General features: G+C 64.1%; 23 protein-coding genes. 15 read left to right on the top strand and 8 right to left on the bottom strand.

All coding sequences use genetic code 11. The annotated features are described in order from the left end of the window. Position 1 precedes the first annotated feature (1 nt). The 3 genes from fabI to IB279_RS04585 form a co-directional block, all read right to left on the bottom strand. A complete protein-coding gene (gene fabI / locus IB279_RS04595; protein ID WP_034801205.1) occupies positions 2-820 on the bottom strand; it encodes an enoyl-ACP reductase FabI in 819 nt (272 codons plus the stop codon). A 208-nt stretch (positions 821-1,028) separates the two neighbouring features. Next, on the bottom strand, positions 1,029-2,120 hold the full coding sequence (locus IB279_RS04590; protein WP_090294775.1) for a DnaJ C-terminal domain-containing protein: 1,092 nt from the start codon (positions 2,118-2,120) through the stop codon (positions 1,029-1,031). Positions 2,121-2,339: 219 nt separating this feature from the next. After that, on the bottom strand, positions 2,340-2,792 hold the full coding sequence (locus IB279_RS04585) for an RT0821/Lpp0805 family surface protein (protein WP_113187043.1): 453 nt from the start codon (positions 2,790-2,792) through the stop codon (positions 2,340-2,342). Positions 2,793-2,863: 71 nt separating this feature from the next. On the opposite strand from IB279_RS04585, the gene pdxH reads away from it, so the two are divergent. Then, the gene (pdxH, locus tag IB279_RS04580) at positions 2,864-3,553 is read left to right on the top strand and encodes a pyridoxamine 5'-phosphate oxidase (RefSeq protein ID WP_082566261.1); all 690 of its coding nucleotides are present in this window, start codon (positions 2,864-2,866) and stop codon (positions 3,551-3,553) included. A gap of 30 nt (positions 3,554-3,583) precedes the next feature. Next, positions 3,584-4,036 (top strand): hypothetical protein, encoded by a 453-nt coding sequence (locus tag IB279_RS04575; protein WP_162741106.1) that lies wholly within the window; start codon positions 3,584-3,586, stop codon positions 4,034-4,036. 156 nt (positions 4,037-4,192) lie between these two features. Here the strand turns inward: IB279_RS04575 and IB279_RS04570 are convergent, their stop codons facing one another. Beyond that, complete coding sequence (locus tag IB279_RS04570; protein WP_113187042.1) at positions 4,193-5,224, bottom strand: polysaccharide deacetylase family protein; 1,032 nt, start codon at positions 5,222-5,224, stop codon at positions 4,193-4,195. Positions 5,225-5,469: 245 nt separating this feature from the next. Here IB279_RS04570 and IB279_RS04565 point away from each other — a divergent pair, with 245 nt between their 5' ends. Continuing rightward, positions 5,470-6,747, top strand: coding sequence for a D-alanyl-D-alanine carboxypeptidase family protein (locus tag IB279_RS04565; RefSeq protein WP_113187041.1), 1,278 nt, complete (start codon positions 5,470-5,472; stop codon positions 6,745-6,747). A gap of 25 nt (positions 6,748-6,772) precedes the next feature. Here the strand turns inward: IB279_RS04565 and IB279_RS04560 are convergent, their stop codons facing one another. The 3 genes from IB279_RS04560 to IB279_RS04550 form a co-directional block, all read right to left on the bottom strand. Beyond that, positions 6,773-7,429, bottom strand: a complete 657-nt coding sequence (locus tag IB279_RS04560; RefSeq protein ID WP_113187040.1) for a hypothetical protein — start codon at positions 7,427-7,429, stop codon at positions 6,773-6,775. 6 nt (positions 7,430-7,435) lie between these two features. Beyond that, positions 7,436-8,851, bottom strand: a complete 1,416-nt coding sequence (gene tldD, locus IB279_RS04555) for a metalloprotease TldD (RefSeq protein WP_113187039.1) — start codon at positions 8,849-8,851, stop codon at positions 7,436-7,438. 136 nt (positions 8,852-8,987) lie between these two features. Then, positions 8,988-10,184, bottom strand: a complete 1,197-nt coding sequence (locus IB279_RS04550) for a winged helix-turn-helix domain-containing protein (RefSeq protein ID WP_034801172.1) — start codon at positions 10,182-10,184, stop codon at positions 8,988-8,990. Between the two features lie 132 nt (positions 10,185-10,316). On the opposite strand from IB279_RS04550, the gene IB279_RS04545 reads away from it, so the two are divergent. From IB279_RS04545 to IB279_RS04525, 5 genes are read left to right on the top strand one after another with little or no spacing between them, the layout of a single operon-like run. Continuing rightward, positions 10,317-10,997 carry an energy-coupling factor ABC transporter ATP-binding protein gene (locus IB279_RS04545; protein WP_090294781.1) on the top strand — a complete coding sequence of 227 codons (681 nt, stop codon included), beginning with the start codon at positions 10,317-10,319 and terminating at the stop codon, positions 10,995-10,997. Then, positions 10,991-11,596 (top strand): energy-coupling factor transporter transmembrane protein EcfT, encoded by a 606-nt coding sequence (locus tag IB279_RS04540; protein WP_110818491.1) that lies wholly within the window; start codon positions 10,991-10,993, stop codon positions 11,594-11,596. The genes IB279_RS04545 and IB279_RS04540 overlap by 7 nt, the downstream gene beginning before the upstream one ends. Before the next feature lie 36 nt (positions 11,597-11,632). After that, positions 11,633-12,196, top strand: a complete 564-nt coding sequence (locus IB279_RS04535) for a biotin transporter BioY (protein ID WP_060584143.1) — start codon at positions 11,633-11,635, stop codon at positions 12,194-12,196. A 4-nt stretch (positions 12,197-12,200) separates the two neighbouring features. Beyond that, positions 12,201-13,697, top strand: coding sequence for a class I adenylate-forming enzyme family protein (locus tag IB279_RS04530; protein ID WP_110818492.1), 1,497 nt, complete (start codon positions 12,201-12,203; stop codon positions 13,695-13,697). Continuing rightward, entirely contained in the window at positions 13,675-14,856 is a 1,182-nt protein-coding gene (locus IB279_RS04525; RefSeq protein WP_192339161.1) for a thiolase family protein, read from the top strand. The genes IB279_RS04530 and IB279_RS04525 overlap by 23 nt, the downstream gene beginning before the upstream one ends. Before the next feature lie 188 nt (positions 14,857-15,044). Here the strand turns inward: IB279_RS04525 and IB279_RS04520 are convergent, their stop codons facing one another. Beyond that, positions 15,045-15,446, bottom strand: coding sequence for a thioesterase family protein (locus IB279_RS04520; RefSeq protein WP_034801160.1), 402 nt, complete (start codon positions 15,444-15,446; stop codon positions 15,045-15,047). 16 nt (positions 15,447-15,462) lie between these two features. On the opposite strand from IB279_RS04520, the gene IB279_RS04515 reads away from it, so the two are divergent. The 7 genes from IB279_RS04515 (at position 15,463) to IB279_RS04485 (ending at position 23,084) form a co-directional block, all read left to right on the top strand. After that, positions 15,463-16,434, top strand: coding sequence for a zinc-dependent alcohol dehydrogenase family protein (locus IB279_RS04515; RefSeq protein ID WP_113187087.1), 972 nt, complete (start codon positions 15,463-15,465; stop codon positions 16,432-16,434). Between the two features lie 62 nt (positions 16,435-16,496). Further along, a complete protein-coding gene (locus IB279_RS04510; protein ID WP_060516323.1) occupies positions 16,497-17,426 on the top strand; it encodes a histone deacetylase family protein in 930 nt (309 codons plus the stop codon). 2 nt (positions 17,427-17,428) lie between these two features. Continuing rightward, positions 17,429-17,680, top strand: a complete 252-nt coding sequence (locus IB279_RS04505) for an exodeoxyribonuclease VII small subunit (protein WP_034801154.1) — start codon at positions 17,429-17,431, stop codon at positions 17,678-17,680. A gap of 164 nt (positions 17,681-17,844) precedes the next feature. Further along, complete coding sequence (locus tag IB279_RS04500; protein WP_060516327.1) at positions 17,845-18,768, top strand: pirin family protein; 924 nt, start codon at positions 17,845-17,847, stop codon at positions 18,766-18,768. Positions 18,769-19,014: 246 nt separating this feature from the next. Then, positions 19,015-20,928, top strand: a complete 1,914-nt coding sequence (dxs, locus tag IB279_RS04495; RefSeq protein WP_034801149.1) for a 1-deoxy-D-xylulose-5-phosphate synthase — start codon at positions 19,015-19,017, stop codon at positions 20,926-20,928. 138 nt (positions 20,929-21,066) lie between these two features. Next, entirely contained in the window at positions 21,067-21,837 is a 771-nt protein-coding gene (locus IB279_RS04490) for a TlyA family RNA methyltransferase (protein ID WP_060584131.1), read from the top strand. Beyond that, complete coding sequence (locus IB279_RS04485) at positions 21,834-23,084, top strand: class I SAM-dependent RNA methyltransferase (RefSeq protein WP_113187037.1); 1,251 nt, start codon at positions 21,834-21,836, stop codon at positions 23,082-23,084. Before IB279_RS04490 ends, IB279_RS04485 begins: the two co-directional genes overlap by 4 nt. The last annotated feature ends 25 nt before the right edge of the window (positions 23,085-23,109 follow it).

The following is a 23,109-nucleotide window of genomic DNA, read 5'->3' as shown; positions in this document are numbered from 1 at the left end:
GTCAGTCCTTGATCACGGAGATATCGGGCGCGTCCACAGCCTTCATGCCGACGACATGGTAGCCGCTGTCGGCGTGGTGCACTTCACCGGTAACCGAGCGCGACAGGTCCGAAAGCATGTAGAGGCCGACGTCGCCGACTTCCTCGATGGTGACGGTGCGGCGCAGCGGCGCGTTGTACTCGTTCCACTTGAGGATATAGCGGAAGTCGCCGATGCCCGAAGCGGCCAGCGTCTTGATCGGGCCTGCAGAAATCGCGTTGACGCGGATGTTCTTGGGGCCGAGGTCAACGGCGAGGTACTTGACGCTTGCTTCCAGGGCAGCCTTGGCGACACCCATGACGTTGTAGTTCGGCATGACCTTTTCGGCGCCGTAATAGGTCAGCGTCAGCATCGATCCGCCGTCCGTCATCAGCTTTTCAGCGCGACGGGCAACCGAAGTGAAGGAATAGACCGAGATCTGCATCGTCTTGGCGAAGTTGTCGGCCGAGGTATCGACGTAGCGGCCGGTCAGTTCGTCCTTGTCGGAGAAGCCGATCGCATGCACCACGAAATCGATCTTGCCCCACTTCTTCTCAAGCGCGTCGAAGACCGCGTCGATGGTGGCTTCGTCGCTGACGTCGCAATGGCCGGCCATGAAGCCGTCGATTTCCGCGAGCAGCGGCTCGACGCGCTTTTTCAGAGCGTCGCCCTGATAGGTCAACGCAACTTCACCACCCTGCGCGTGGATGGCCTTGGCAATGCCCCATGCGATGGAACGGTTGTTTGCAACGCCCATGATGACGCCGCGCTTGCCCTTCATCAGACCGGATGCCTGAGCCATGGTAAGTCCCCAATACTATTCCAGCATCGGCCGTCGCCGGTGCCAAAGATCAAAAATGTCACAGACGCCCCACGAGAACGGGTGCGGCAAAATGTCGAGAATTGCCTATGGCATAGCCGCAAGGGTGGTTCAAGCACGGCTGAGATCAGGAACTGTTAGTCCCCGTAATATTGGTTCAGTGTGTCAGCGAACTGTCACAAATGGCCTGTCACAGATAGAGGCCGTCGCGCTGCGACTTCATCAGATCAGTGATCTTGTCGTCGGGCGCCTCGGGCAGGACCAGCCGCAATTCGACCAGAAGATCGCCATGCGTACCATAAGCACCGGGCATCCCCCTGCCCGCAAGGCGGATGACCTTGTCGGAGCCGGACCAGGCCGGCACGACCACCGTAACCTGCCCGACCGGGGTTTCGAGCACCTGTTCGCAGCCGAGCACGGCGCCCTGCAGATCGATCGGCAAGGTGGTCATGAGATCGAGGCCGCGGGCGCGGAACGTCCCGCCCTGGTCGACCCTGAGCGTGACGACGACGTCGCCACGGGTCATGCCGGTCACCCGATAGCCCTGCTCCGCCAGACGAATGCTCTGACCGTCGACGGCGCCCGGAGGGATCTGCACCTTCAGGCTTTCGCCGTCGGGAAGCTCGACGCTGAGGCGCTGGCGATTGATCAGGTCGTCAATACTGACGGCGAGATCGACGGGAAGATCCGGGACCTTCTCGGCCGTCTTTGCCGCGCGACCCCGGATGCGCCGGACGATCGCCGCCACAAGCTCGGCGGCCGGTGCTGCTGCACGCTGCATCAGCGGAGTCTCTGTCTTGAGAGCGTTTTCCTGCTGCGGTTCGGGGGCTGGTTCCGGCTTGCTTTCGGAAGCCTGGGCCGGGCGCTCCGGCTCCTTTGCTGCCGCAGCCGGCTTGGGCGATGGTTTCGGCGTCGGCTTCGGCGATGGGCGGGCCGACTTGCTGCGGGTCTCCGCGCCGAAAATCTGTGAAATGGCGTCCTCGGCGGTCTCGGCGTCGACCGGCGCCTCTTCCTGAGGCCGCATCTTTGCCTTCATCGCCTCCATGCGACGAAGCTCGGCTTCGCGGCGCGCATAGTCGTAGCGGCTTCTGAGCTTCGGGTCGCGCAGCAGCTCATAGGCCTTGCCGGCTTCGGCAAAACGCTCCGCGGCGTTGGGATCGTCCTGGTTATGGTCCGGATGCACGGCCTTTGCCAGCGAACGCCAGGCGGCCTTGATTTCATCCTGCCCGGCATTGCGCCGGACCCCGAGGATCACATAGGGATCACGCATGGTTTCTACCATCTTCTCTGATCGGCGGCCTCTCCCTGATGCCCGCCTTTGCCCCGATTGCAGGCGCCATTGTCGCCCGTCCACTGAACGCCGATGATCCGGAGAAGTTGCTAAATAGTGGTTAGCCACGCGGCCTCATGTGGCCGTTGAGACGGCAACGCCGGCCGTCATGCGCGCATTTGCCAAAACGTGGTTAATCACCGATTTCAACGGCTTGCATCGAACGCTCGCTCAGGCGCGCGGGCCGAAGCTCGTCAGATACCAGGCGCCGTCGCCGCCCTGGCAAGTGCTGCCGTCGAACTTGGCGATGCCTTCGTAGGAATGACGCGTCGTGGTGAATCGGCGGCAGAGCATGCCGCTGGCGCGGTCTTCCTGGATGCTGCTGATGACACCGGCACTGCCGGAGGTCGCATTGGCCCAGGGAATAGGATTGATGGCGCCGCTGCTGAGCTCGGCCGATGTCACGGCGTTGCGAACCATCACCGCATCGGAAAGGCCATCGGAGGTCTTGGCAACGGGAACTGTGCCCGTCGAAACCGTGCGGTCGACTCCGCTACCGAAAAGGTCGAGGCCAGCCCCCATGCAGCCGGACAGCGCCAGGACCGGCAGGCAAATTGCCGCGCTACGCAGCAAGGCGAAGGAATACCCCTTCTTGGCGTCGATCCACTTTGCTATGTCTTGCACGGCAATCCTGTCAGACTCGCTGGAGCCGCACGTTTCTCGACAAGGTCAACATACAGGCTCCGACATTTTCGATGCGGAAACACCGGTCGGGCTCATCCCGAAGTATTTCCGCGCCAGACATCACGGCATTGGAACGCAATATGGCGGCGAATGAGTTAACAAGCGGTGACTTCACCGAATCAAATGAACCCTTTTCCCTGTTTGGCACATGGCTGAAGGACGCGGAAGGTAGCGAGATCAACGACCCGAATGCGGTGGCGCTCGCAACCGTCGATGCCGACGGACTGCCGAATGTCCGCATGGTGCTGCTCAAGGGTTTCGACGAGCGCGGCTTCGTTTTCTACACGAATTTCGAAAGCCAGAAGGGTGAGGAGATCCTCGGCGCCCGCAAGGCGGCGATGTGCTTCCACTGGAAATCGCTGCGTCGACAGGTGCGCGTGCGCGGCCCGGTCGAGATCGTCACCGACGAGGAGGCCGACGAGTATTTCAAGAGTCGGCCGCGCGGCAGCCGCATCGGCGCCTGGGCCTCGAAGCAGTCGCGGCCACTCGAAGGCCGCTTCGCGCTGGAAAAGGCCGTTGCCGAATACACGGCCCGCCACGCGCTCGGCGAAATCCCGCGCCCAAGCTATTGGTCAGGCTTCCGCATCTGCCCGACGTCGATCGAATTCTGGCACGACCGCCCCTTCCGGCTTCATGACCGGATGGAGTTTCGCCGCGAGGCACCCGAAGGCGGCTGGGAAAAGGTGCGTATGTACCCATAAGCCGCGCGTCCGTCGCAAGAGAGGCGCCAGATGCAATCACGACGCTCGGCTATGCAGGTGGCCGAGCGGATGTTGTCTTTTGCCCGGCCCGAGCCGGGCATTTTCGTTGAGTGCCTATTGATGACAATCGATGTTCGTGACGCGACGCTGGACGATATAGCCGGTTGTCACCGCTGCCTCGATGACGTCGCCCAGGAAGGCCGCTGGCTTTCACGGCTAAGCGCACCACCCTTCGACGGATGCCGCATACATGACAGTCCTGCATCGCGCCCGGGCGCCCAGATCGTTGCTGTCGACGATCGCGTGGTCGGCTGGTGCGATATCCGGCTGGATGCCTCACCCGTTCGGCGCATGTCGGGACCGTGGGCATGGGGCTCCTCGGTATCTATCGTGGGAAGGGAATTGGACGCCGCCGCCTACAACTGGCGATGCAACGCGCTCGCGAAGCGGATTGGAACGCATCGAGCTTTCCGTCCTTCATGAGAACGCCGCTGCCCGGGCGTTTTACGCGCAGTTTGACTTCCAGATCGAAGGCCGCGTGTTCGCGACTGGAAACACGACGGTGTTTACCAGGACAGCATTCTCATGGCTTTTGCCTTCAATTGACGTCGAAGCACTCGGCTGCCCAAGTCGCCTTTTCTAGCCGGCCGCCAGGCAGAACGGAATGCCAGAGGCCAGAGCCGAAACGTAGCGGGCGCGCTGGAAATGGCCGTTCAGAGAAATGCGCGGTAGCGCATAAAGGCTGGCTTTCGCGCGAGCGATGAGCGTGCCGGGCTGGGTGGTGACGGCCAGGGTGAAACCCAAATCGGCGACGATGCGGTGGTCGCGTGCGGATACCGCCGGTGCGTCGCCATAGGGATAGGCGAAAGTCTGGGGCGGCCGACCGGTGATCGCCTCGACGCGCCGCAGCGATCCCTCGATCTCCCGCCGCGCCTCAGCATCCGTCAGGCGCGCGACCGCGCGGTGGCTGATCGTGTGGGCGCCGAGGCTCGCGATAGGACTTTCGATCAGGCGCCGCAAACCGGCCTCGTCCAGTGTGAGGCGTTCGGTTATCGCCTGCGGATCGATGCCGCCATCGAGGGCTGCAGCGTTCAAGGAAGCGATCGCCTTTGCCTCATCATGGCCGTGAATGAACGCCGCAATGCGATTGAAGACGGCCTGCCTTTCGGCCGTGGTCGACGCCTGCAATGTTTCTACGCCACGGCCGAAGTCAAAGCGCAGCTTCTCGCTCGTTGCGAGCATATCGGCAAGCGTCTCCCACCAAAGCGTATGGGTGCGATCGACGAACCCGCCGGTAACGAACACCGTGAATGGCGCCTGGTGGCGCTGGAAGACCGGCAACGCGTGCTCGAGATTGTTCCGGTAGCCGTCATCAAGGGTAAAGCAGGCGACCGGCCCACCTTTGGCGGCCAGCGCCTCCGGCAAGTGTTCGAGCGGGGTGAAGCGATAGCCGTCGCGCTTCAGCGTCCTCAACGCGACATCGAGGAATTCCGGCGTGATTTCCAGGTGCGCATTGGGATCGAAGGCACGGGCAGATTTCGGCCGGACATGATGCAGGGTAAAGATCGCCCCCTGCCCGCGCGCGCTGGCAATCAGCCCGGCGCGGCTCAGCCCCCCGGCGACTTCCAGCCCACCGGCAATTGCGGCGCGGCGAACAATTGTCCTGATCATGCCCTTGATGGTCGCCCCCAAATCTGGCCCGCGAGGTTCCGGCGCGGACTATCAGCCTGGAAAGTTAACGGCGAGGGCGTTAAACCTTGTTGAACGGGGAGAGCGTTCATCGGCCATTTACCACAACCTCGAAAACAAGGTCGGCTCGCCACATTCCGCCCTAAAGTTGCAGCAAAGACACGGATCTTGTCACAAAACGAAACAGCTTTGCGCCTTGCCGAGGGCGCTACTCGACGGGGATCGATATGAAAACTTTGCGCTGCCTCCTGCTGGCGACCTTCGCACTGGCGCTCGGGACGGCGACAGCCGTCGCCGGAAGCGCCTCGCTGGTGCTCGATGCGCGCACCGGCAAGGTCCTCTCGTCTGAAAACGCCGACGTCCTCAATCATCCTGCCTCCCTGACCAAGATGATGACGGTCTATATGGCCTTCGAGGCGCTGAAGAGTGGCAAGCTTTCCTGGGACAGCAAGATCAAGGTTTCGAAGGCGGCGGCCGCCAAGCCGCCGATGCGGCTCGGCCTCAAATCCGGCATGACGATCACGGTGCGCGAGGCGGTCCTCGGCATGATCGTGCGCTCGGGCAACGATGCCGCGGCAGCGATGGCCGAGAAGCTCGGCGGCTCCGAGGCGAATTTCGCCCGCATGATGACCGCAAAGGCGCGTCAGCTCGGCATGAGCAAGACCATCTTCATCAACGCCTCCGGCCTGCCTGCCAGCAAGCAGGTGACGACGGCGCGTGAAATGTCGACGCTCGCCGTGGCGCTGATGCGCGACTTCCCCAGGGAGTACCGGCTGTTTGCGACCGAAAGCTTCAATTTCCGCGGCCGCAAGGTGCGGGGGCACAACAACCTGATGTACCGCTACGATGGCATGGACGGCATCAAGACCGGCTACACCAATGCCTCCGGCTTCAACCTCGTCAGCGCCGTCAAGGACGGCAATCGCCGGGTGGTCGGCGTTGTTCTCGGCGGCAAGACGGCGCGCAGCCGCGACGCCAAGATGGCGGCCCTTCTCGATCGCCATGTCGGCAAGGCAGCCAAGGGCGGACGGCAGCTGGTGGCATCCGCGCGCGGCGGCAAGACGATTGAAGCCCCCGTCGAAGTGGCCGCGGTCGCGACATCCGAGGTTCCGATGCCCTACACCGCACCGCAGCGGGCCAAGCGGGATTCGGTTGCTGCCCTGATTACAGCGACATCGACGGCCGCCATCCCCGCGGAACGGCCGACGGAGCTTGCCGAGATCGAAACGACGGCTGCAGTTCCGGCTGCGTCAGGCGGCTGGCAGATCCAGATTTCGGCGGCGCCATCCGCAGAGGCTGCGCGCATGCTGCTGGCGCAGGCGCGCTCGGAAGCCGGTGCGCCGCTCGCGGGCGCCACGCCCTACACGGAAGCCGTCGGTAAGGGTGCCAAAGCGATCTACCGCGCCCGCTTCGTCGGCTTTTCGAGCCGCGACGCGGCAGCAGCAGCCTGCGATGCCCTCAAAGAGCGCTCCTATGACTGCATGATGCTGCCGTCGCGCGGCTGATTGGCCGCCGGCCTCAGAGCCTTCGTCACTCTTGCACGACGGCTCTACGGAAGCGGTTGGCGAGCCACCAGTCGCACTGCTCCTGGCTATAGCCAAGCAGCAGCCCCTCCTCGCACTCGTCTTCTGCCGTCCATGGGCGCCAATTGCAAAAGAGCTGGTGGCAGCGTTGCCTGAAGCGCTCGAAACGCCACTCTTCTCCCGGCAACGCATAGGTGAGGTAGAGAACCCTTTGCTCCTTCTCGCCACCGGTCGTTGTCGGGCACATCCGCGAGAACTCGAACACGTCCGCAAGCAAAGTTCCGTCGGCAACGTGCGGCGCGAACAACTCTTTGGTTTCGGCAAGCCAGGGCGACGCGGCATCGTCGCTGAAGAAGGCGAAGGGCTTGCGCCCTTCCAGCATCAGCGGAAGCTCATAGCCGGTGTGCACCAGATAGGGCACGGTATCGAGCGCATGCGGCCGCCGAAGCTCAGCTTCCTCGCCTGTTTCTGGCAAGGCAAGCCCGACGGCCGACGCCAGCAGCGTCAAGTCGTCTTGATCCAGACGGTAGCAGGCATGATCCAGGAAGACGCCGTTGCGCAGGTCCAACGCCCGCGCGATCTCGGCGGCATCGCGATCAAACCTCAGTTCGTGCGTCGGTGTGGCGGTCTTCGGCGACAGAAAGGACAGCTTGAAGACCGCCATCGGACCTTACGCCTGCGTGCCGCCGACGGTGATCTGATCCATGCGCAGATGCGGCTGACCGACGCCGACCGGTACCCATTGGCCGGCCTTGCCGCAATTGCCGATGCCGGTGTCGAGCTTGGTGTCGTTGCCGACCATGGTCACGCGCTTCATCGCATCCGGGCCGTTGCCGATCAGCATGGCGCCCTTCACCGGTGCGCCGATCTTGCCGTTTTCGATCAGGTAGGCCTCGGTGCAGCCGAACACGAACTTGCCGGAGGTGATGTCCACCTGGCCGCCGCCGAAGGAGACGGCATAGATGCCCTTCTTGACCGAGGCGATGATTTCCTCCGGCGTGTTGCCGCCGGAGAGCATGTAGGTATTGGTCATGCGCGGCATCGGCACATGGGCATAGCCCTGGCGACGGCCGTTGCCGGTCGGCTGCATTCCCATCAGCCGGGCGTTCTGCCGGTCCTGCATGTAGCCGACGAGCTTGCCGTCCTCGATCAGCACGTTGTAGCCCGACGGCGTGCCTTCGTCGTCAATCGAGATCGAGCCGCGGCGCGCCTCGATCGTGCCGTCGTCGACGACGGTGACGCCCTTGGCAGCCACCTGCTGGCCCAGCAGGCCGGCAAAAGCCGAGGTCTTCTTGCGGTTGAAGTCCCCTTCCAGGCCATGGCCGACGGCTTCGTGCAGCATGACGCCCGGCCAGCCGGAGGCAAGCACCACGTCCATGGTGCCGGCGGGCGCATCGATCGCTTCGAGATTGACGAGTGCCTGGCGCAGCGCCTCGTCGGCGCCCTGCTTCCAGTTTTCCGCGGTGACGAAATCGCCGAAGCCGCGACGCCCGCCGGTGCCGAAGGAGCCGCTTTCCTGGCGATCGCCTTCGCCGGTGACGACGGAGATGTTGATGCGGGTCATCGGCCGGACGTCATGGACGCGGTGGCCATCGGCGCGAAGGATATCGACGACCTGCCAGCTAGCGGCGATGGTCGCCGTCACCTGACGTACCTTCGGATCCTTGGCGCGCAGATAGGCGTCGATTTCCTGGAGCAGCGCGACCTTCGCCTCGAAGCTCGGCTCGCCGATCGGGTTTTCGTCGCCGTAGAGTTTCTTGTTGGTGCGCTGAGGGGCTGCGGCATAGGAACCGGCATAACCGCGCGTCACCTGCGCCACCGCATCGGAAGCACGGCGGAGCGCCGAAAGCGAAAGTTCGCCGGAATGGGCGTAGCCGACCGCTTCGCCGGCAACGGCGCGCAAGCCAAAACCCTGGTCGGTATTGAAGCTGCCGCCCTTGAGCCGGCCGTTGTCGAAGGAAAGCACCTCGGCCTGCGCATGTTCGAGGAACAGTTCGCCGTCGTCGGCACCGGCGAGCGTTTCCGAGAGAACCTTGCGGACCGTTGCCTCGTCGGCATCGAAGAGGCTCATCAGATCGGTGTTCATAGTGGCACGCTCCCGCGTCAGGAATTTCTATCGCCTCCATTTAGGAAGGCGGCGGGTTCAAGCCAAGGAAAATATCACGGGCCGCATGTTTCCTCGATCCGCACCGATCGACGCAAGCATGCAGCGGCTCAAGTCGCTACAGCGACGTATTCCAGCCGTCGAGCCGTTCCACCCGCTCGACGCCGGCGAAGCGGGCAACCCTATCGAGCTCGGCATCGATGCGTTCCAGGCGCCCTGCCGAGGCGCGGACGCCCTTTTCGAGCCAGAGCTTGCGGACATCGAGGCTGCCGCGCTTGCGGTCCGCCTTCATGTCGATGCGGCCGATCAACCGGTCGCCCTCGATCAGCGGGAAGACGTAATAGCCATATTCGCGCTTGGCCTCGGGCACGAAGATCTCGATGCGATAATAGAACCCGAACAGGCGCTCGGTACGATTGCGGTCGCGCAGCAGCGGATCGAAGGGGCTCAGCACCCGCACCCGGCCCGGCGGCTCAGGGATATCGCCAAGTGCGTCCGGGAATCCAGCGAAGGCGTAGGCGACACGCGGGCGTCCACCATCGATCGCTTCGATCTGCACTTCCACGAGTTCGTCGCGATGCTCCGCCACCCAGGTCTTGGCCTCCTCGGGCGACACCAGATCCCAGAAGGCGGCAATCTCGCCATGGGTGGCAAAGCCGAGACGCTCCAGCGCACTGCGGCAAGCCCAGTCGATGAACTCCGGATGGCTGACGTCATCCTCGTTGTGGTGCGGCGGGATCACTCTTTCCGTGAGATCGTAGACCTTCTGGAAATTCTCGCGCCGCGCGATCGCCAGCTTGCCCGTGCGCCACAGCACTTCCAGCGCCGTCTTCGACGGATGCCAGTTCCACCAGCCGCCAGACTGGTGTTCGGCTTCCTTCAAGTCTCGGGCGAGCACCGGGCCGCCTTCGGCAATACGCTGATAAGTGTCGTCGCAGCCTTTTTCAAAGCCTTCGCCACGCCACGCCTTCCACCGCTCGACGATCGTCTCACCTTCCCATTTGAAGCGGTGCTTCCAATAGCGGAAGAAGCTGCTTGGAATGATCGAGGCATCGTGGGTCCAATGCTCGAAGAGGTCGCGATCGTCCTCCAGCAGCGCCGTCAGATGCTCTCGACGATAGGTCTGGTTGCGGGAAAACAGGATCTGGTGATGGGCGCGCTCCACCGTGGCGATGCTGTCTACCTGCACGAAGCCGATGTCGTGGATGAGCTTCAAGAGGCCTTCCTTGCCGAGCGCGCGGTTGGGCGCGCCTGAAAGGCCCTGCTTGGCGAGGAAGATGCGACGGGCGTCGCTGTTGGAAAGGCGAATCGTCATGACGATAACAATAGGCTTTTATTCCCATAATTCAAATGCCGCATCGGTCCGCGGACTGCATTGCCCTTGTTGTCGCACTTGGCCTATAGAGCAACCCGAAAACGGCGCGGGCCGGAGACAGCGAGGAACGGAATGGACATCCGCTTTACCGATTGCGCGGTCCGCTTCGGCGAGCGGGTGGCTTTGCACCCCTTGACGCTCACGCTCAACGAAAAACGCATCGGCATCATCGGCCTCAACGGTTCCGGCAAGACAACCTTCGCCCGGCTGATCAACGGTCTGGTGAAGCCTTCCTCCGGCGGCGTTACGGTCAACGGGCTCGATACGATCAAAGACGACCGCGCCGTGCTTTCCGAGGCCGGCTTCATCTTCCAGAACCCGCACAACCAGCTGATCATGCCGATCGTCGCCGAGGACATCGCCTTCGGGCTGAAAAACCGCGGGCTTTCGCGCGAAGAAGTCGACCGCCGCATGCAGGCAGCACTTTCGCGCTTCGGTATCGAACACCTGGCAAGGCGGCGCGTGCATGAGCTTTCGGGCGGAGAAACGCAGCTCGTCGCCATGGCGAGCGTCGTCGTTACCGATCCGAAGATCCTGATCCTCGACGAGCCGACGAACCAGCTTGACCTCAAGAACCGCCGCCGTGTCGCCGCGGCGATCGACGACCTGCCGGAGGATACGGTGGTGATCACCCATGATCTCGGGCTCGTCGAGAATGTCGAACGGCTATTGCTCTTCCACGAGGGCTGCCTTGCTTTCGACGGCAACCCGCAAGACGCGATCCGCCGCTATCACGAGATCGCCGGATGCTGACGAGCCTGCACATCGAGGGTAACAGCTTGCTCCATCGGCTTCCGGTCAGGGTGAAGCTGATGGCACTCGTGGCGTCGAGCGTCGGACTTTTTTTGAGCGCTTCGCTCGCGGTTCAGGCGATCGCCTTCATCGTGGCCGCCGCACTTTATCTCTCCGCCGGCCTCACGCCCAAGGAGGCGCTGAAGCGCGTCGGCTTCGTCTTCCTGACGATCTTCTTTCTGGCGGCCGTCAATCTCTTTTACCTGTCCGTTGCCGAGGTCGCCACGTTAACCTTGCGGCTGATGGCGCTGGTTCTGTTTGCAGCCGCCGTCACGGCGACGACGACGATCAGCGCCTTCATGGACGAGATCACCATCCTCTTGAGCCCGCTGGAACGGCTGGGCTGGCTGAAGGCGGCCGATGTCAGCCTGGCGCTCGGGCTCGTACTGCGCTTCGTCCCGGATATCTTTGCGCGCTATCAGGCAATCCGCGAAGCCCATCGCGCCCGCGGACTGCCCGTCCGGCCGTTGACGATCATAGGGCCGCTGATCATCCTGACGCTGAAAGATGCCGACACGATTGCTGCCGCGATTGACGCGCGCGGATTTCGCCGTCAATAAATTCGCGAATTCTAAAAAACAGGGAAGCGGAACTACATGAATACCAGAGATCTCGTGCTCATCGCCCTCTTCGCCGCGATCGTCGTCGTGCTCGGCTTCATTCCGCCGATCACGCTCGGCTTCATTCCGGTCCCGATCACTGCGCAATCCATGGGCGTCATGCTCGCCGGCTGCATTCTCGGCGCCAGGCGCGGCGCGCTCGCCTTCCTGCTGTTCCTGCTGCTGGTCGCCATCGGCCTGCCGGTGCTTTCGGGCGGCCGCGGCGGCCTTGCGGTCTTTGCCGGCCCGTCGGGCGGCTTCATCATCGGCTGGGTCGTTGCCACCTTCGTCACCGGCCTGATCGCCGAGCGCACCGTGCGCGAAGGCCAGGCCGAAACGCGCCAGTTCATCGGCTTCTTCCTCGCCTCCGTCCTCGGCGGCATCGTCGTGCTCTATGCGATCGGCATGCCCTGGGTTTCCGCCGTCACCGGCACCCCGCTCATGACCGTTGCAGCCGGCTCGCTCGCCTTCATTCCGGGCGACCTGCTGAAGGCTGCGATCGCGACGCTTGCCGCACGCGCGGTCTACGCCGGCTATCCGCTGTTGCCGGCCCGCGCCTGAGCCGATGCCGTTTGCCGCCGCGATCCATCGCCACGCGCAAGACCATCCGCATGCCCCGGCCTTCCAAATCGAGGGCCGGGTTTTCACTTTTGGTGACCTCGCACGCATCGCCGGCGCACTTGCCGAACGTTTCGGAGATTTGGTTGCCGAACGCCGCAGCGTGCTCGGCGACCGCTCTCGCCTGATCGCACTGGAGACGGGCAATCATCCGCTCTTCGCCGCTGCCTGCCTTGCCGCCACCAGCAGCGGCAACTGCGTCGCGCTGATCGATCCGCATCTGCCGGAGGCGACGCGCCAGACGATGCACGATCGCTTGTCGCCCGATCTCATTGTCAGGGCCGATGGCGCCAACCTCTCGCTCCATGCGCCCGCAAGCGGCAAAACGCGAACCTTTCGCGAGACCGACGGCAACGAGCGAAAGCCGCTCGCAATCGGCGACGACACGGAACCATTCCTGATCGTCTTCACCTCGGGCACAACAGGAACGCCGAAAGCGATCATCCGCGATCGCGGTTCGTGGCGCAGGAGCTTGGCCACGGGCGAAGCCTTCTTCGGCATCGACCGCGCCACCCGCACCTTTGCGCCCGGTCCGCTCGCGCACGGGCTGACACTTTATGCGCTTGCCGAAACCCTTGTCGCCGGCGCCGAATTCATCGGGGCCGCGCATTTCGAGGCCTCCCGGGCGATGTCCATCGTCGAGGCGAAAGAGGTCAAGCGACTGGCGCTGGTGCCGACGATGCTGCGGCGGCTCTGCGCTGCAGCCGCCGGCCGGTCGCAAACATCCGTCGCCCAGATCACCGTCGCCGGCGCCAAGCTGACCGAAAACGATCGCGACAGCGCGGCACTCGCGTTTCCTCAAGCCGATATCATCGAATATTACGGCGCCTCGGAACTGGGCTTCATCAGTGTTGCTACCAACGGCGACACCGCTTCGGCCACCGCCGTCGGCCGTGCCTTCCCGGGTGTTGCGCTCAGCATTCGCGACGACAGGGGGGGCGAAATGCCAACCGGTGAGACGGGCACGATCTTCGTCGACAGCGCCCTCATATCCGACGGGTATGTCGGCACCACCGATGGTGCCGGCTTCCGTCGTCTCGGGTCGCTGGCGACGGTCGGCGATCTCGGCTTCCTCGATGAGTGCGGCACCCTGCACCTCCTCGGCCGGTCCGGCGGCATGGTGCTTTCGGGCGGCAACAACATCTACCCGCAGGAAGTGGAAGCCGCGCTGACCGCAGATCCCGGCGTGCACGCCGCTCTCGTCCTCGGGCTCGACCACCCGGATCTCGGCAGCGAACTCGTCGCCGTCATCGAGCCGGAAGGCGGTATGTTTGATCGAGAAGCGCTTGAGCGTCATCTCGCCGCCCACCTGCCGCGCTATAAGCATCCGCGCCGCATCTGGCTCTGCCTGAATATGCCGATGACGCAGTCGGGCAAGGTGGCGGCGGGCACGCTCAGACAATGGATCGCGGATGGAAACGATGCTCTCGAACTCATCGACTGACCGGGCACGCATACCTGTCATTATCGCCGCTCTCCGCACACCGATCGGCCGCGTCAACGGCACGCTTCGCGATATCGAACCGTCGCAGCTGGCGGCACCGCTGATCGCCCGTATTCTCCGCGATACCGGTGTAAAGGCGAGCGAGATCGACGACGTTCTTCTCGGCAACGCCGCCAACAGCGCCGGCAATCTCGCCCGGCTCGCCGCCCTCGAAGCCGGCCTGCCGGTCTCGACGCCGGGTGTCACCGTCGACCGCCAATGCGGTTCCGGGCTGGAGGCGATCACCCTTGCCGCACGGATGATCCAGGCGGGCGCCGGCCGTTTCTATCTGGCCGGCGGCACCGAGAGCGCCAGCCGTGCGCATATCCGCCTGAGACCGCCGCTGGAGCGCCGCGGCGAACTCGCGCCGGTCAAGCGCGCCCGCATGGCACCAGACGAGACCGGTGATCCGGATATGGGCGTCGCCGCCGAAAACGTCGCGACCGCCTGCAAGATCTCCCGTGAGCGTCAGGACGCCTTTGCGCTTCAAAGCCACCGTCGCGCGGTCGAGGCTGCCGTTGCCGGCCGCTTCGCCCGCGAAATCGTGCCGGTCGAAACGGCGGCAGGCTCTGTGTCGCGCGATGAGTGCCCTCGTGCCAATGCTTCGCTGGAGACGCTGCAACGGCTGAAGCCGGTCTTCGTCGAGGGCGGGACGGTAACGGCCGGCAATGCCTGCCCGATCAACGACGGCGCGGCGGTGGTGCTGGTGACGAGCCTTGCCGAGGCCCAACGACTTGGCGTCTCCTTCGCACTCGAATTCGTCGATGCGGCGACCGCGGGCGTCGATCCCAATCTGCTCGGGCTTGGCCCGGTCCCGGCAATGCAGAAGCTGAAGGCACGGCAATCCGCGCTCGATCCGGCAAAGGTCGATTTCATCGAATTCAACGAGGCCTTCGCCTCGCAGGTGCTCGGCAGCCTCGACCAACTCGATATCGCCGCGGAAAGGGTCAATCTCGACGGCGGCGCCATCGCACTCGGCCATCCCTATGGCGCCTCGGGGGCGATCCTCACCGTCCGGCTTTTCTCGCAGATGCTGGCATCGCCGAAAGGCACGGAAGGACTGGCGATGATGGGCGTCGGCGGCGGCATGGGCATCGTCACCCTGTTTCGCGCGGTTTAGGCGGCGCAATTTCGGACGGAAAACCGCTTCGCATAGTACGCGACACTGGTCTGGTAACGAGATAGATACCCCCTCTGCCCTGCCGGGCAGAGGGGGTGGCGCCTTTTGCCTGGACGGGCCAAAAACACCATGAAAGCTGGAGCGTCGTCTATTGTGACGGCTTCGCGCTTTTCCTGGAATTGCTTTGGCTAGACCGAGTAGGCCGCCAGCCATTCGCGCGTCGCCGTCGGCAGTGGCAGCGGCGTGTGTCGCTGCGGATCGACCGCGACCCAGACGACCTCGACTTCGGCAGCGAGTTGGCCGCGTGCTTCGACCTTGACGACAAAACTGATCGAGCTGCCGCCGACCTTCGCCACGTTGACGGTAAGACGGGCCGGTTCGTCGTAGCGCAGACCACGGTGATAGACGCAGGCCGAGCGGCGCACGAGATAGCTCGGCTCGTTCACCACATGCGGACGGTGACGCCAGAGGCTGGAAAGCGCGGCCTCGGCATGGGCATAATAGGCGGCATTGTGCATGTGGCCGTGCATGTCTATATCGCGAAACGGAATCCGGATTTCCGTGACGTTCTCCAGCTCCCTGCCGTCCATGCGAGGCTCCCTGACGATGCGCTCCACCCTCGTTAGCCAGTTCGGTGATCCCCGGCAAGTGATTGCGATGGTCGACGCCGGGCGCGTGGCGCCTGCGGCGGGCGAAGTCGAGGTTGCGCTGTCGATTGCCGCAATCAACCCGTCCGATCTCATCCCGGTGACTGGCGCCTATAGCGCCCGCACCACGCTGCCCTTCGTGCCGGGCTTCGAAGGCTTCGGCACGGTGACGCGCGTCGGCCCTGGCGTGGCGTGGCTGAAACCCGGCGATCGCGTGGTGCCTATCGGTGCCAGCGGTCTCTGGCAGGAATATCTGATCCGGCCGGCCGAATGGTGTTTCGCCCTGCCCGACGATATCGGCGAGACCGATGCTGCCACCTGCTACGTCAATCCGCTGACGGCGCTGCAACTGGTCGAGGCGCTGCGCCAACATTTCGGCCCGCTCGGTGGCCGCCGTATCGGCGTCACCGCGGCAGGGTCGGCGATCGGCGGCATGCTGATGAAGCTGCTGGCCGGCGAAGGTGCGGATGCCACCGGGATCGTCCGCAGCGCGCGCAGCGCCGAGCGGCTGGCAACCGAGGTCCCCGGCCACATCGTGTTTGGCGACGAGGGGCGCGTGCCGCAGCTTCGCTTCGACGCAATCATCGACGCCGTTGGCGGTCCGTTTGCCGGCGATCTTATTCTGCGCACGCTCGAACCGGGCGGCGCCTTCATCCAGTATGGGGCGCTCAGCGGCGTTCCGGTGCAGCAGGCGGCGATCCAGGCGCGGCCGGACATCCGCTTCTCCTTCCTGTGGCTGCGGACCTGGGTGCATTCGGCCGGGCGACCCGGGATCGAAGCGGCCTTTGCCAAGAGTTTCGAAGGTTTGCGATCGGGTCTCTTTTCCAGCCGCGTCGCCGAAATCTATCCGCTGAGCAGGCTCGACGCGGCGCTCGCGCATCAGGCGGATCCGAGCCGCGACGGCAAGCTGCTCATCGATCCGCGCTGTTGAAAATTGCGCCTTTCGACCGGCTCGCCATGGACCTTGCAGGGTGGGCGCACTAGGTTCCGGGCATGACCACGTTCCTCTATGAAAATCCGGTCTTTCTGGAACACGAGGTTCCGGAAGGGCATCCTGAGCGGCCGGACCGGCTGAAGGCGCTGAACCTTGCGCTCGAACATCCGAACTTCTCCGATCTCAAGCGGATCGAGGCGAAGAAGGCGAGTGAGGATCTCGTCCTGCTCGCACATCCGGAAGAGCATCTCGCTGCCGTCAGGCGCGCCATTCCGGAGGAAGGCCTCAACCATTTCGAAGCCGACACCTATGCCAGCCCCTTGAGCCTCGACGCGGCGCTAACCGGGATCGGCGGAGCGACTGCAGCGGTGGACGCCGTCTTTACCGGCGAGACCGACAACGCCTTCGTCGCGGCGCGGCCACCAGGACACCACGCCGAAAAGAACAAGGCGATGGGGTTCTGTCTTTTCAACACGGTGGCGATCGCCGCCCGCTATGCCCAGAAGGTCCACGGCGCAGAGCGGGTCGCGATCGTCGACTGGGACGTGCACCACGGCAACGGCACGCAGGACATCTTCTGGGACGACCCCTCGGTGCTCTTCTGCTCGACGCACCAGATGCCGCTCTATCCCGGCACCGGCGCCAAGGACGAGACGGGCATCAAGGGCAATGTCGTCAACGCGCCGCTGTCGCCGAACATGGGCAGTGAACATTTCCGCGAGGCGTTCCGCAGCCGCGTGCTTTCAGCACTCACCAATTTCCGGCCGGACTTCATCCTGATCTCCGCCGGCTTCGACGCGCATCACCGCGATCCGCTGGCGCAGATCAATCTCGTCGCCGAGGATTTCGACTGGGCGACCGGGCGTCTGCACGAGATCGCCGATCGCAGCGCCGGCAACCGCATGGTCAGCCTGCTCGAAGGCGGCTATGACCTTCAGGGCCTGGCCGAATCGGCCGGCCTGCACATCTTGAGACTGATGAGAGGGTAGACATGAACACCACTACGCAACCGGACGTTTCCGCCCTCTCCTTCGAGCAGGCCGTCGAGGAACTGGAGCGGATCGTTTCGGCGCTGGAGCGCGGCGATGTCGCCCTCGACAAGTCGATCGAGATCTACGAGCGCGGCGAAGCGCTGAAGAAGCATTGCGAGGCGCTGTTGAAGGCCGCCGAGGACCGCATCGAAAAGATTCGCCTCGACCGCGCCGGCAGACCGCAGGGCGTGGAGCCGCTCGACGCCGACTGATCGTTCATCGCAATTCCGGGCGGAAATCCGCTTCACGCTTTTCCCGGAATTGCCAAGATCGGATTGATCGTCGCGCGGAAACACTGCGTCCTTGCTTCGCCCCTACCAGCCTGATGTCATAGGCGTTAGGACTTGAAGCGACAGCAAAAACGGGAGCACGCGCCATGTCTTTCTTTCCAGGCCCCGACCCGCTCGCCGGCGACAAGCCCGCCTGCGACGCCATCGAACATCTGATCGTTCCGCGCACCAGCGACATCGGCGGGCTGCAGGTTCGTCGCGCTTTGCCGACGGCCAAGCGCCGCCTGGTCGGCCCCTTCATCTTCTTCGATCGCATGGGCCCGGCATTGCTTCGCGCCGGCGAGGCGATCGACGTGCGCCCGCACCCGCATATCGGCCTTTCGACCGTCACCTATCTCTTCGACGGCGAGATCAAGCACCGCGACAGCCTCGGCACCGAGATGGTCATCCGTCCCGGCGACGTGAACCTGATGACGGCCGGCCGCGGCATCGTGCATTCAGAGCGCTCGCCGGAGAACCAGCGCGGCCACGACCGTTCGATCTCGGGCCTGCAGACCTGGCTGGCGCTGCCCGATCACAAGGAAGAAATCGACCCGATCTTCAGCCATACCGAAGAGCGCATGCTGCCGCATATGAGCGACGACGGCATCAAGGCGCGGGTGGTGATCGGCAACTTCGAGGGCGCGAAGTCGCCGGTCTCGGTCTTCACCGACACGATCTATGTCGATCTCAACATTGCACCCGGCAAGAGCGCCCCCTTCGCGGCGCAATGGGAAGAGCGCGCGCTCTATATCCTCTCCGGCGAGGCGATCATTGCCGGTGATCATTTTGCAGACAACCAACTGCTCGTCTTCCGCGCCGGCGACGAGATCACGGTCACGGCCGGACCGCAGGGTTGTCACGTGATGCTTTTCGGGGGTGCTGCGCTCGGGTCGTCCCGCCACATCTGGTGGAATTTCGTTTCTTCTTCGAAGGAGCGCATCGAGAAAGCCAAGGAAGAGTGGCGCAGCGGACGCTTCGACATCGTACCCGGAGACGAAGAGGAATTCGTTCCGCTGCCCGAGGGCTGACCGCGACCTAAAGTGGCACAGGATGGGTGCAGAAAACCGCGCAACATTGCCTCATGGCGCTTGAATCGATTTCGATTCACAGAATCATGCGCTAGTCTCTTGGTTGACGACGCAGGAACGCCTAATTTTGCATTCAGCAACGATTGCGTCTAAAGAGCCGCTTCGACGGTACCCACCAACTATCGCGCGCCCGACCTTTGGGGCGCGCATGAGGCATGCAGCGTGACACAACTGCCAACCAATCCGATGCCGGCTACTCCCTTGCTCGACAAGGTGACCTATCCCGACGATCTGAAGAAGGTCGACGACAAGGATCTGCCGCAGCTTGCCGGAGAAGTCCGGGCAGAAATGATCGACGCAGTGTCGCGCACCGGCGGGCATCTTGGCGCGGGCCTCGGCGTCGTCGAACTGACGATCGCCATCCACAAGGTGTTCAACACGCCGCATGACCGGCTGATCTTCGACGTCGGCCACCAGTGCTATCCGCACAAGATCCTCACCGGCCGCCGCGATCGTATCCGCACGCTCCGTCAGGAGGGCGGCCTCTCGGGCTTCACCCGCCGCGCCGAGAGCGAATACGACCCCTTCGGCGCCGCGCACTCCTCGACCTCGATTTCCGCCGGCCTCGGCATGGCGGTCGCAGCCGATCTCGACGGCAAGAACCGCAATGTCATCGCCGTCATCGGCGACGGTGCGCTTTCGGCCGGCATGGCCTATGAGGCGCTGAACAATGCCGGCGCGCTCGACGCGCGGTTGATCGTCATCCTCAACGACAACGACATGTCGATCGCGCCGCCGACCGGCGCGATGAGCGCCTATCTCGCGCGCCTTGCCTCCGGCCGCACCTATATGGGCATCCGCGAAGTCGGCAAGAAACTGACCGCGTATCTCGGCAAGACCGTCGATCGCGCGATCACCCGCGCGGTCGAGCATGCCCGCGGCTACGTAACCGGCGGTACGCTCTTCGAAGAGATGGGCTTCTACCATATCGGCCCGATCGACGGGCATTCGTTCGACCATCTGCTGCCGGTGCTGCGCAACGTGCGCGACAACGCCAAGGGTCCGGTGCTGATCCATGTGGTGACGCAGAAGGGCAAGGGCTATCCGCCGGCGGAAGCTGCCGCCGACAAGTACCACGGCGTCAACAAGTTCGACGTCATCACCGGCGCCCAGGCGAAGGCGAAGCCGAACGCGCCCGCCTATACCTCTGTTTTCGCCGATGCGCTGACGCAGGAAGCCGGCTTCGACGACAAGATCGTCGCCGTCACCGCCGCCATGCCGTCCGGCACCGGGCTCGACAAGTTCGCCAAGGTCCATCCGTCGCGCTGCTTCGATGTCGGCATTGCCGAGCAGCACGCCGTAACCTTTGCCGCCGGCCTTGCCGCCGAAGGCTACAAGCCGTTCGCAGCGCTTTATTCGACCTTCCTGCAGCGCGGCTACGACCAGGTGGTCCACGACGTGGCGATCCAGGGCCTACCGGTGCGCTTCCCGATCGACCGCGCCGGTTTCGTCGGCGCCGACGGTCCGACGCATGCGGGCTCGTTCGACACGACCTATCTCGCCACCCTCCCCGGCTTCGTGGTGATGGCGGCTGCCGACGAGGCGGAACTGAAGCACATGGTGCGCACGGCTGCTGCCTATGACGCCGGCCCGATCTCGTTCCGTTATCCGCGCGGCGAAGGCGTTGGCGTCGAGATGCCGGAGCGGGGCCAGATCCTCGAGATCGGCAAGGGCCGTATCGTCAAGGAGGGCTCCAAGGTGGCGTTGCTTTCCTTCGGCACGCGCCTTGCCGACTGTCTGCTGGCCGCCGAAGACCTCGACGCCGCCGGTCTTTCGACCACGGTCGCAGATGCGCGCTTTGCCAAGCCGCTGGACCATGACCTCATCCGCGAGCTTGCCCGCAACCACGAGGTGCTGATCACCATCGAGGAAGGTGCCGTCGGCGGCTTTGCCAGCCACGTGCTGCAGTTCCTCGCCGAGGACGGCCTGCTCGACGGCGGCCTCAAGGTTCGCCCGATGGTCATGCCCGACGTCTGGATGGAACAGGCCAAGCCCGAGGCCATGTATGCCGCCGCGGGCCTCGACCGCGCCGGCATCGTCTCGACCGTCTTCAAGGCACTCGGCCAAAAGCAGGATATCGGCATCGGCGCTGCCGGCTGAGGCTTCCGTGCGACTTCAAGCAAAAACCCCGGCTCGTCCCCGGGGTTTTTGCTTTTCCGGACGGAATTGCAGGAAGGGCTCGATGGCTGCGAGCACAGGGGGCTTGCCATTGCGACGGCAAGTCGCCATGAGAAACACATGTCAGAAGATCGCCAGAACGAAGAACACAAGAACCGGGTCCGCCTCGATCAGCTGCTGCTGAACTCGGGGCTGGTCGCAAGCCGCGCGCGTGCCCGTGACGCAATCCAGCGCGGGACCGTCAAGGTCGATGGCCGCACGGTCACCAAGGCAGCGTCGATGTTTGCCGAGAGCGTGACGATCACCATCGATGACCCGGCGCAGGACTATGTCTCGCGCGCCGCGCTGAAGCTGGTCGCGGCACTCGATCATTTCGGGCTCGACCCCGCAGGCCAAAGCTGTCTCGATATCGGCGCCTCGACTGGCGGCTTTACCGAAGTGCTGTTGAAGCGCGGCGCCGAGCACGTGGTTGCGATCGATGTCGGCCATGGCCAGATCCATCCGCGCATCGAAGGTGACGAACGCGTCACCAGCATTGAGGGCCTCAATGCACGCGCGATGACCGAGGAGGACATCGACGACCGCGAAGTCACCTTCGTCGTCTCGGACGTCTCGTTCATCTCGCTCAAGCTCGCGCTGCCGCCGGCACTCGACATGGCGCTTCCCGGTTCGCACTGTATCCTGCTGGTGAAGCCTCAGTTCGAGGCGGGCCGCGACGCCATCAGCAAGGCGGGCCTGCTCAAGGATCCCGACAGTGCGCCTGATGTCGCCGCCGAACTCGAGCGCTGGCTCGTCGAGGACATGGGCTGGCAAAGCCTCGGCCTCATCCCCTCCCCGATTGCCGGCGGCGACGGCAATGTCGAATACCTGCTGGCAGGCAAGAAGCCATGACCATTGAAGCCGTCACCATCAAGCGGCTGGGCGCTCAGGGCGACGGCATTGCAGAAGGTCCTGACGGGCCGATCTATGCACCCTTCACCCTGCCCGGCGAAAGCGTCGCGCTCGCCGTCAACAAATCGCACGGCACGCTGATGTCGGTGAGAGAAGCCTCACCCGAGCGCGTCGAACCGCACTGTCGGCACTTCGGGCCGGACGGCATCAACGGCACCTGCGGCGGCTGCACGATGCAACATGCCTCCGACACGCTCTACCACGGCTTCAAGCGCGATCTGGTGATCGCCGCCCTGAAGTCGAAAGGGCTCACACCCGAGGTGGCGCCGCTCATCACCGCCGAGCCCGGCCAGCGCCGCCGCGCGGTCTTCACCGCCCGCAAGACCGAGAAGGATCTGCTTCTCGGCTTCAACCAGGCGGAAAGCCACCATATCGTCGCGATCTCGGAATGTCCGATCGCGAGCCCGGGTATCGTCTCGAAGCTCGCCACCATTGCCAAAGTCGGCGCGGCCATGGCCGTCAATGCCGAGCCGTTCCGCATCACCGTGCTCGAAACGCTCTCCGGCCTCGACCTCTCGGTCGATGGCATCAAGAAGCTCGACGACCGCGAGCGCCGCCGCACGGTCGAAGCCGTGCTCGGTGAGCGCGGTATCGCCCGCGTCAGCCTCAATGGCGAGATCATTGTCGAGCCGGTGAAGCCTGTCATCGATTTCGGCGGTGTTTCCGTCTCGCCACCGCCCGGCAGCTTCACCCAGGCGACAGCGCAGGCCGAAGAGGCAATGGCGAAGCTGGTGCTCGACCATCTCGGCAAGTCCAAGCGCGTCGCCGACCTCTTTGCCGGCTGCGGCACGTTTGCGCTGCGCATCGCCCGCAAGGCGCGGGTGCATGCGGTCGAAGGCGAAGACAAGGCGCTGAAGGCGCTTGATCTGGCGGCTCGCAACACGCAGGGGCTCAAGCCCGTCACCATCGAGAAGCGTGATCTCTTCCGCCGCCCGCTCATGGCGCAGGAACTGAAGGTCTTCGACGCGGTCGTCTTCGATCCGCCACGCGCCGGCGCGGACGTGCAGTGTCACGAGATCGCCCGCTCCGGCGTCAAGAAGGTCGTCGCCGTCTCCTGCAATCCAGTGACGCTTGCGCGCGACCTCTCGATCCTCGTTGCCGCCGGGTACCGCATCACCTCGGTGACGCCGATCGACCAGTTCCTCTGGTCGGCCCATGTCGAGGCGGTGGTCACGCTGGAGAAATGAGAAAGGCCCGGTTTCCCGGGCCTTC

Source organism: Ensifer sp. ENS06, assembly GCF_014852205.1.
GTDB classification, from domain to species: Bacteria; Pseudomonadota; Alphaproteobacteria; order Rhizobiales; family Rhizobiaceae; genus Ensifer; species Ensifer adhaerens.
The sequence above is the reverse complement of the archived record's forward strand: the minus strand, read 5'-3'. Positions and strand labels throughout refer to the sequence as shown.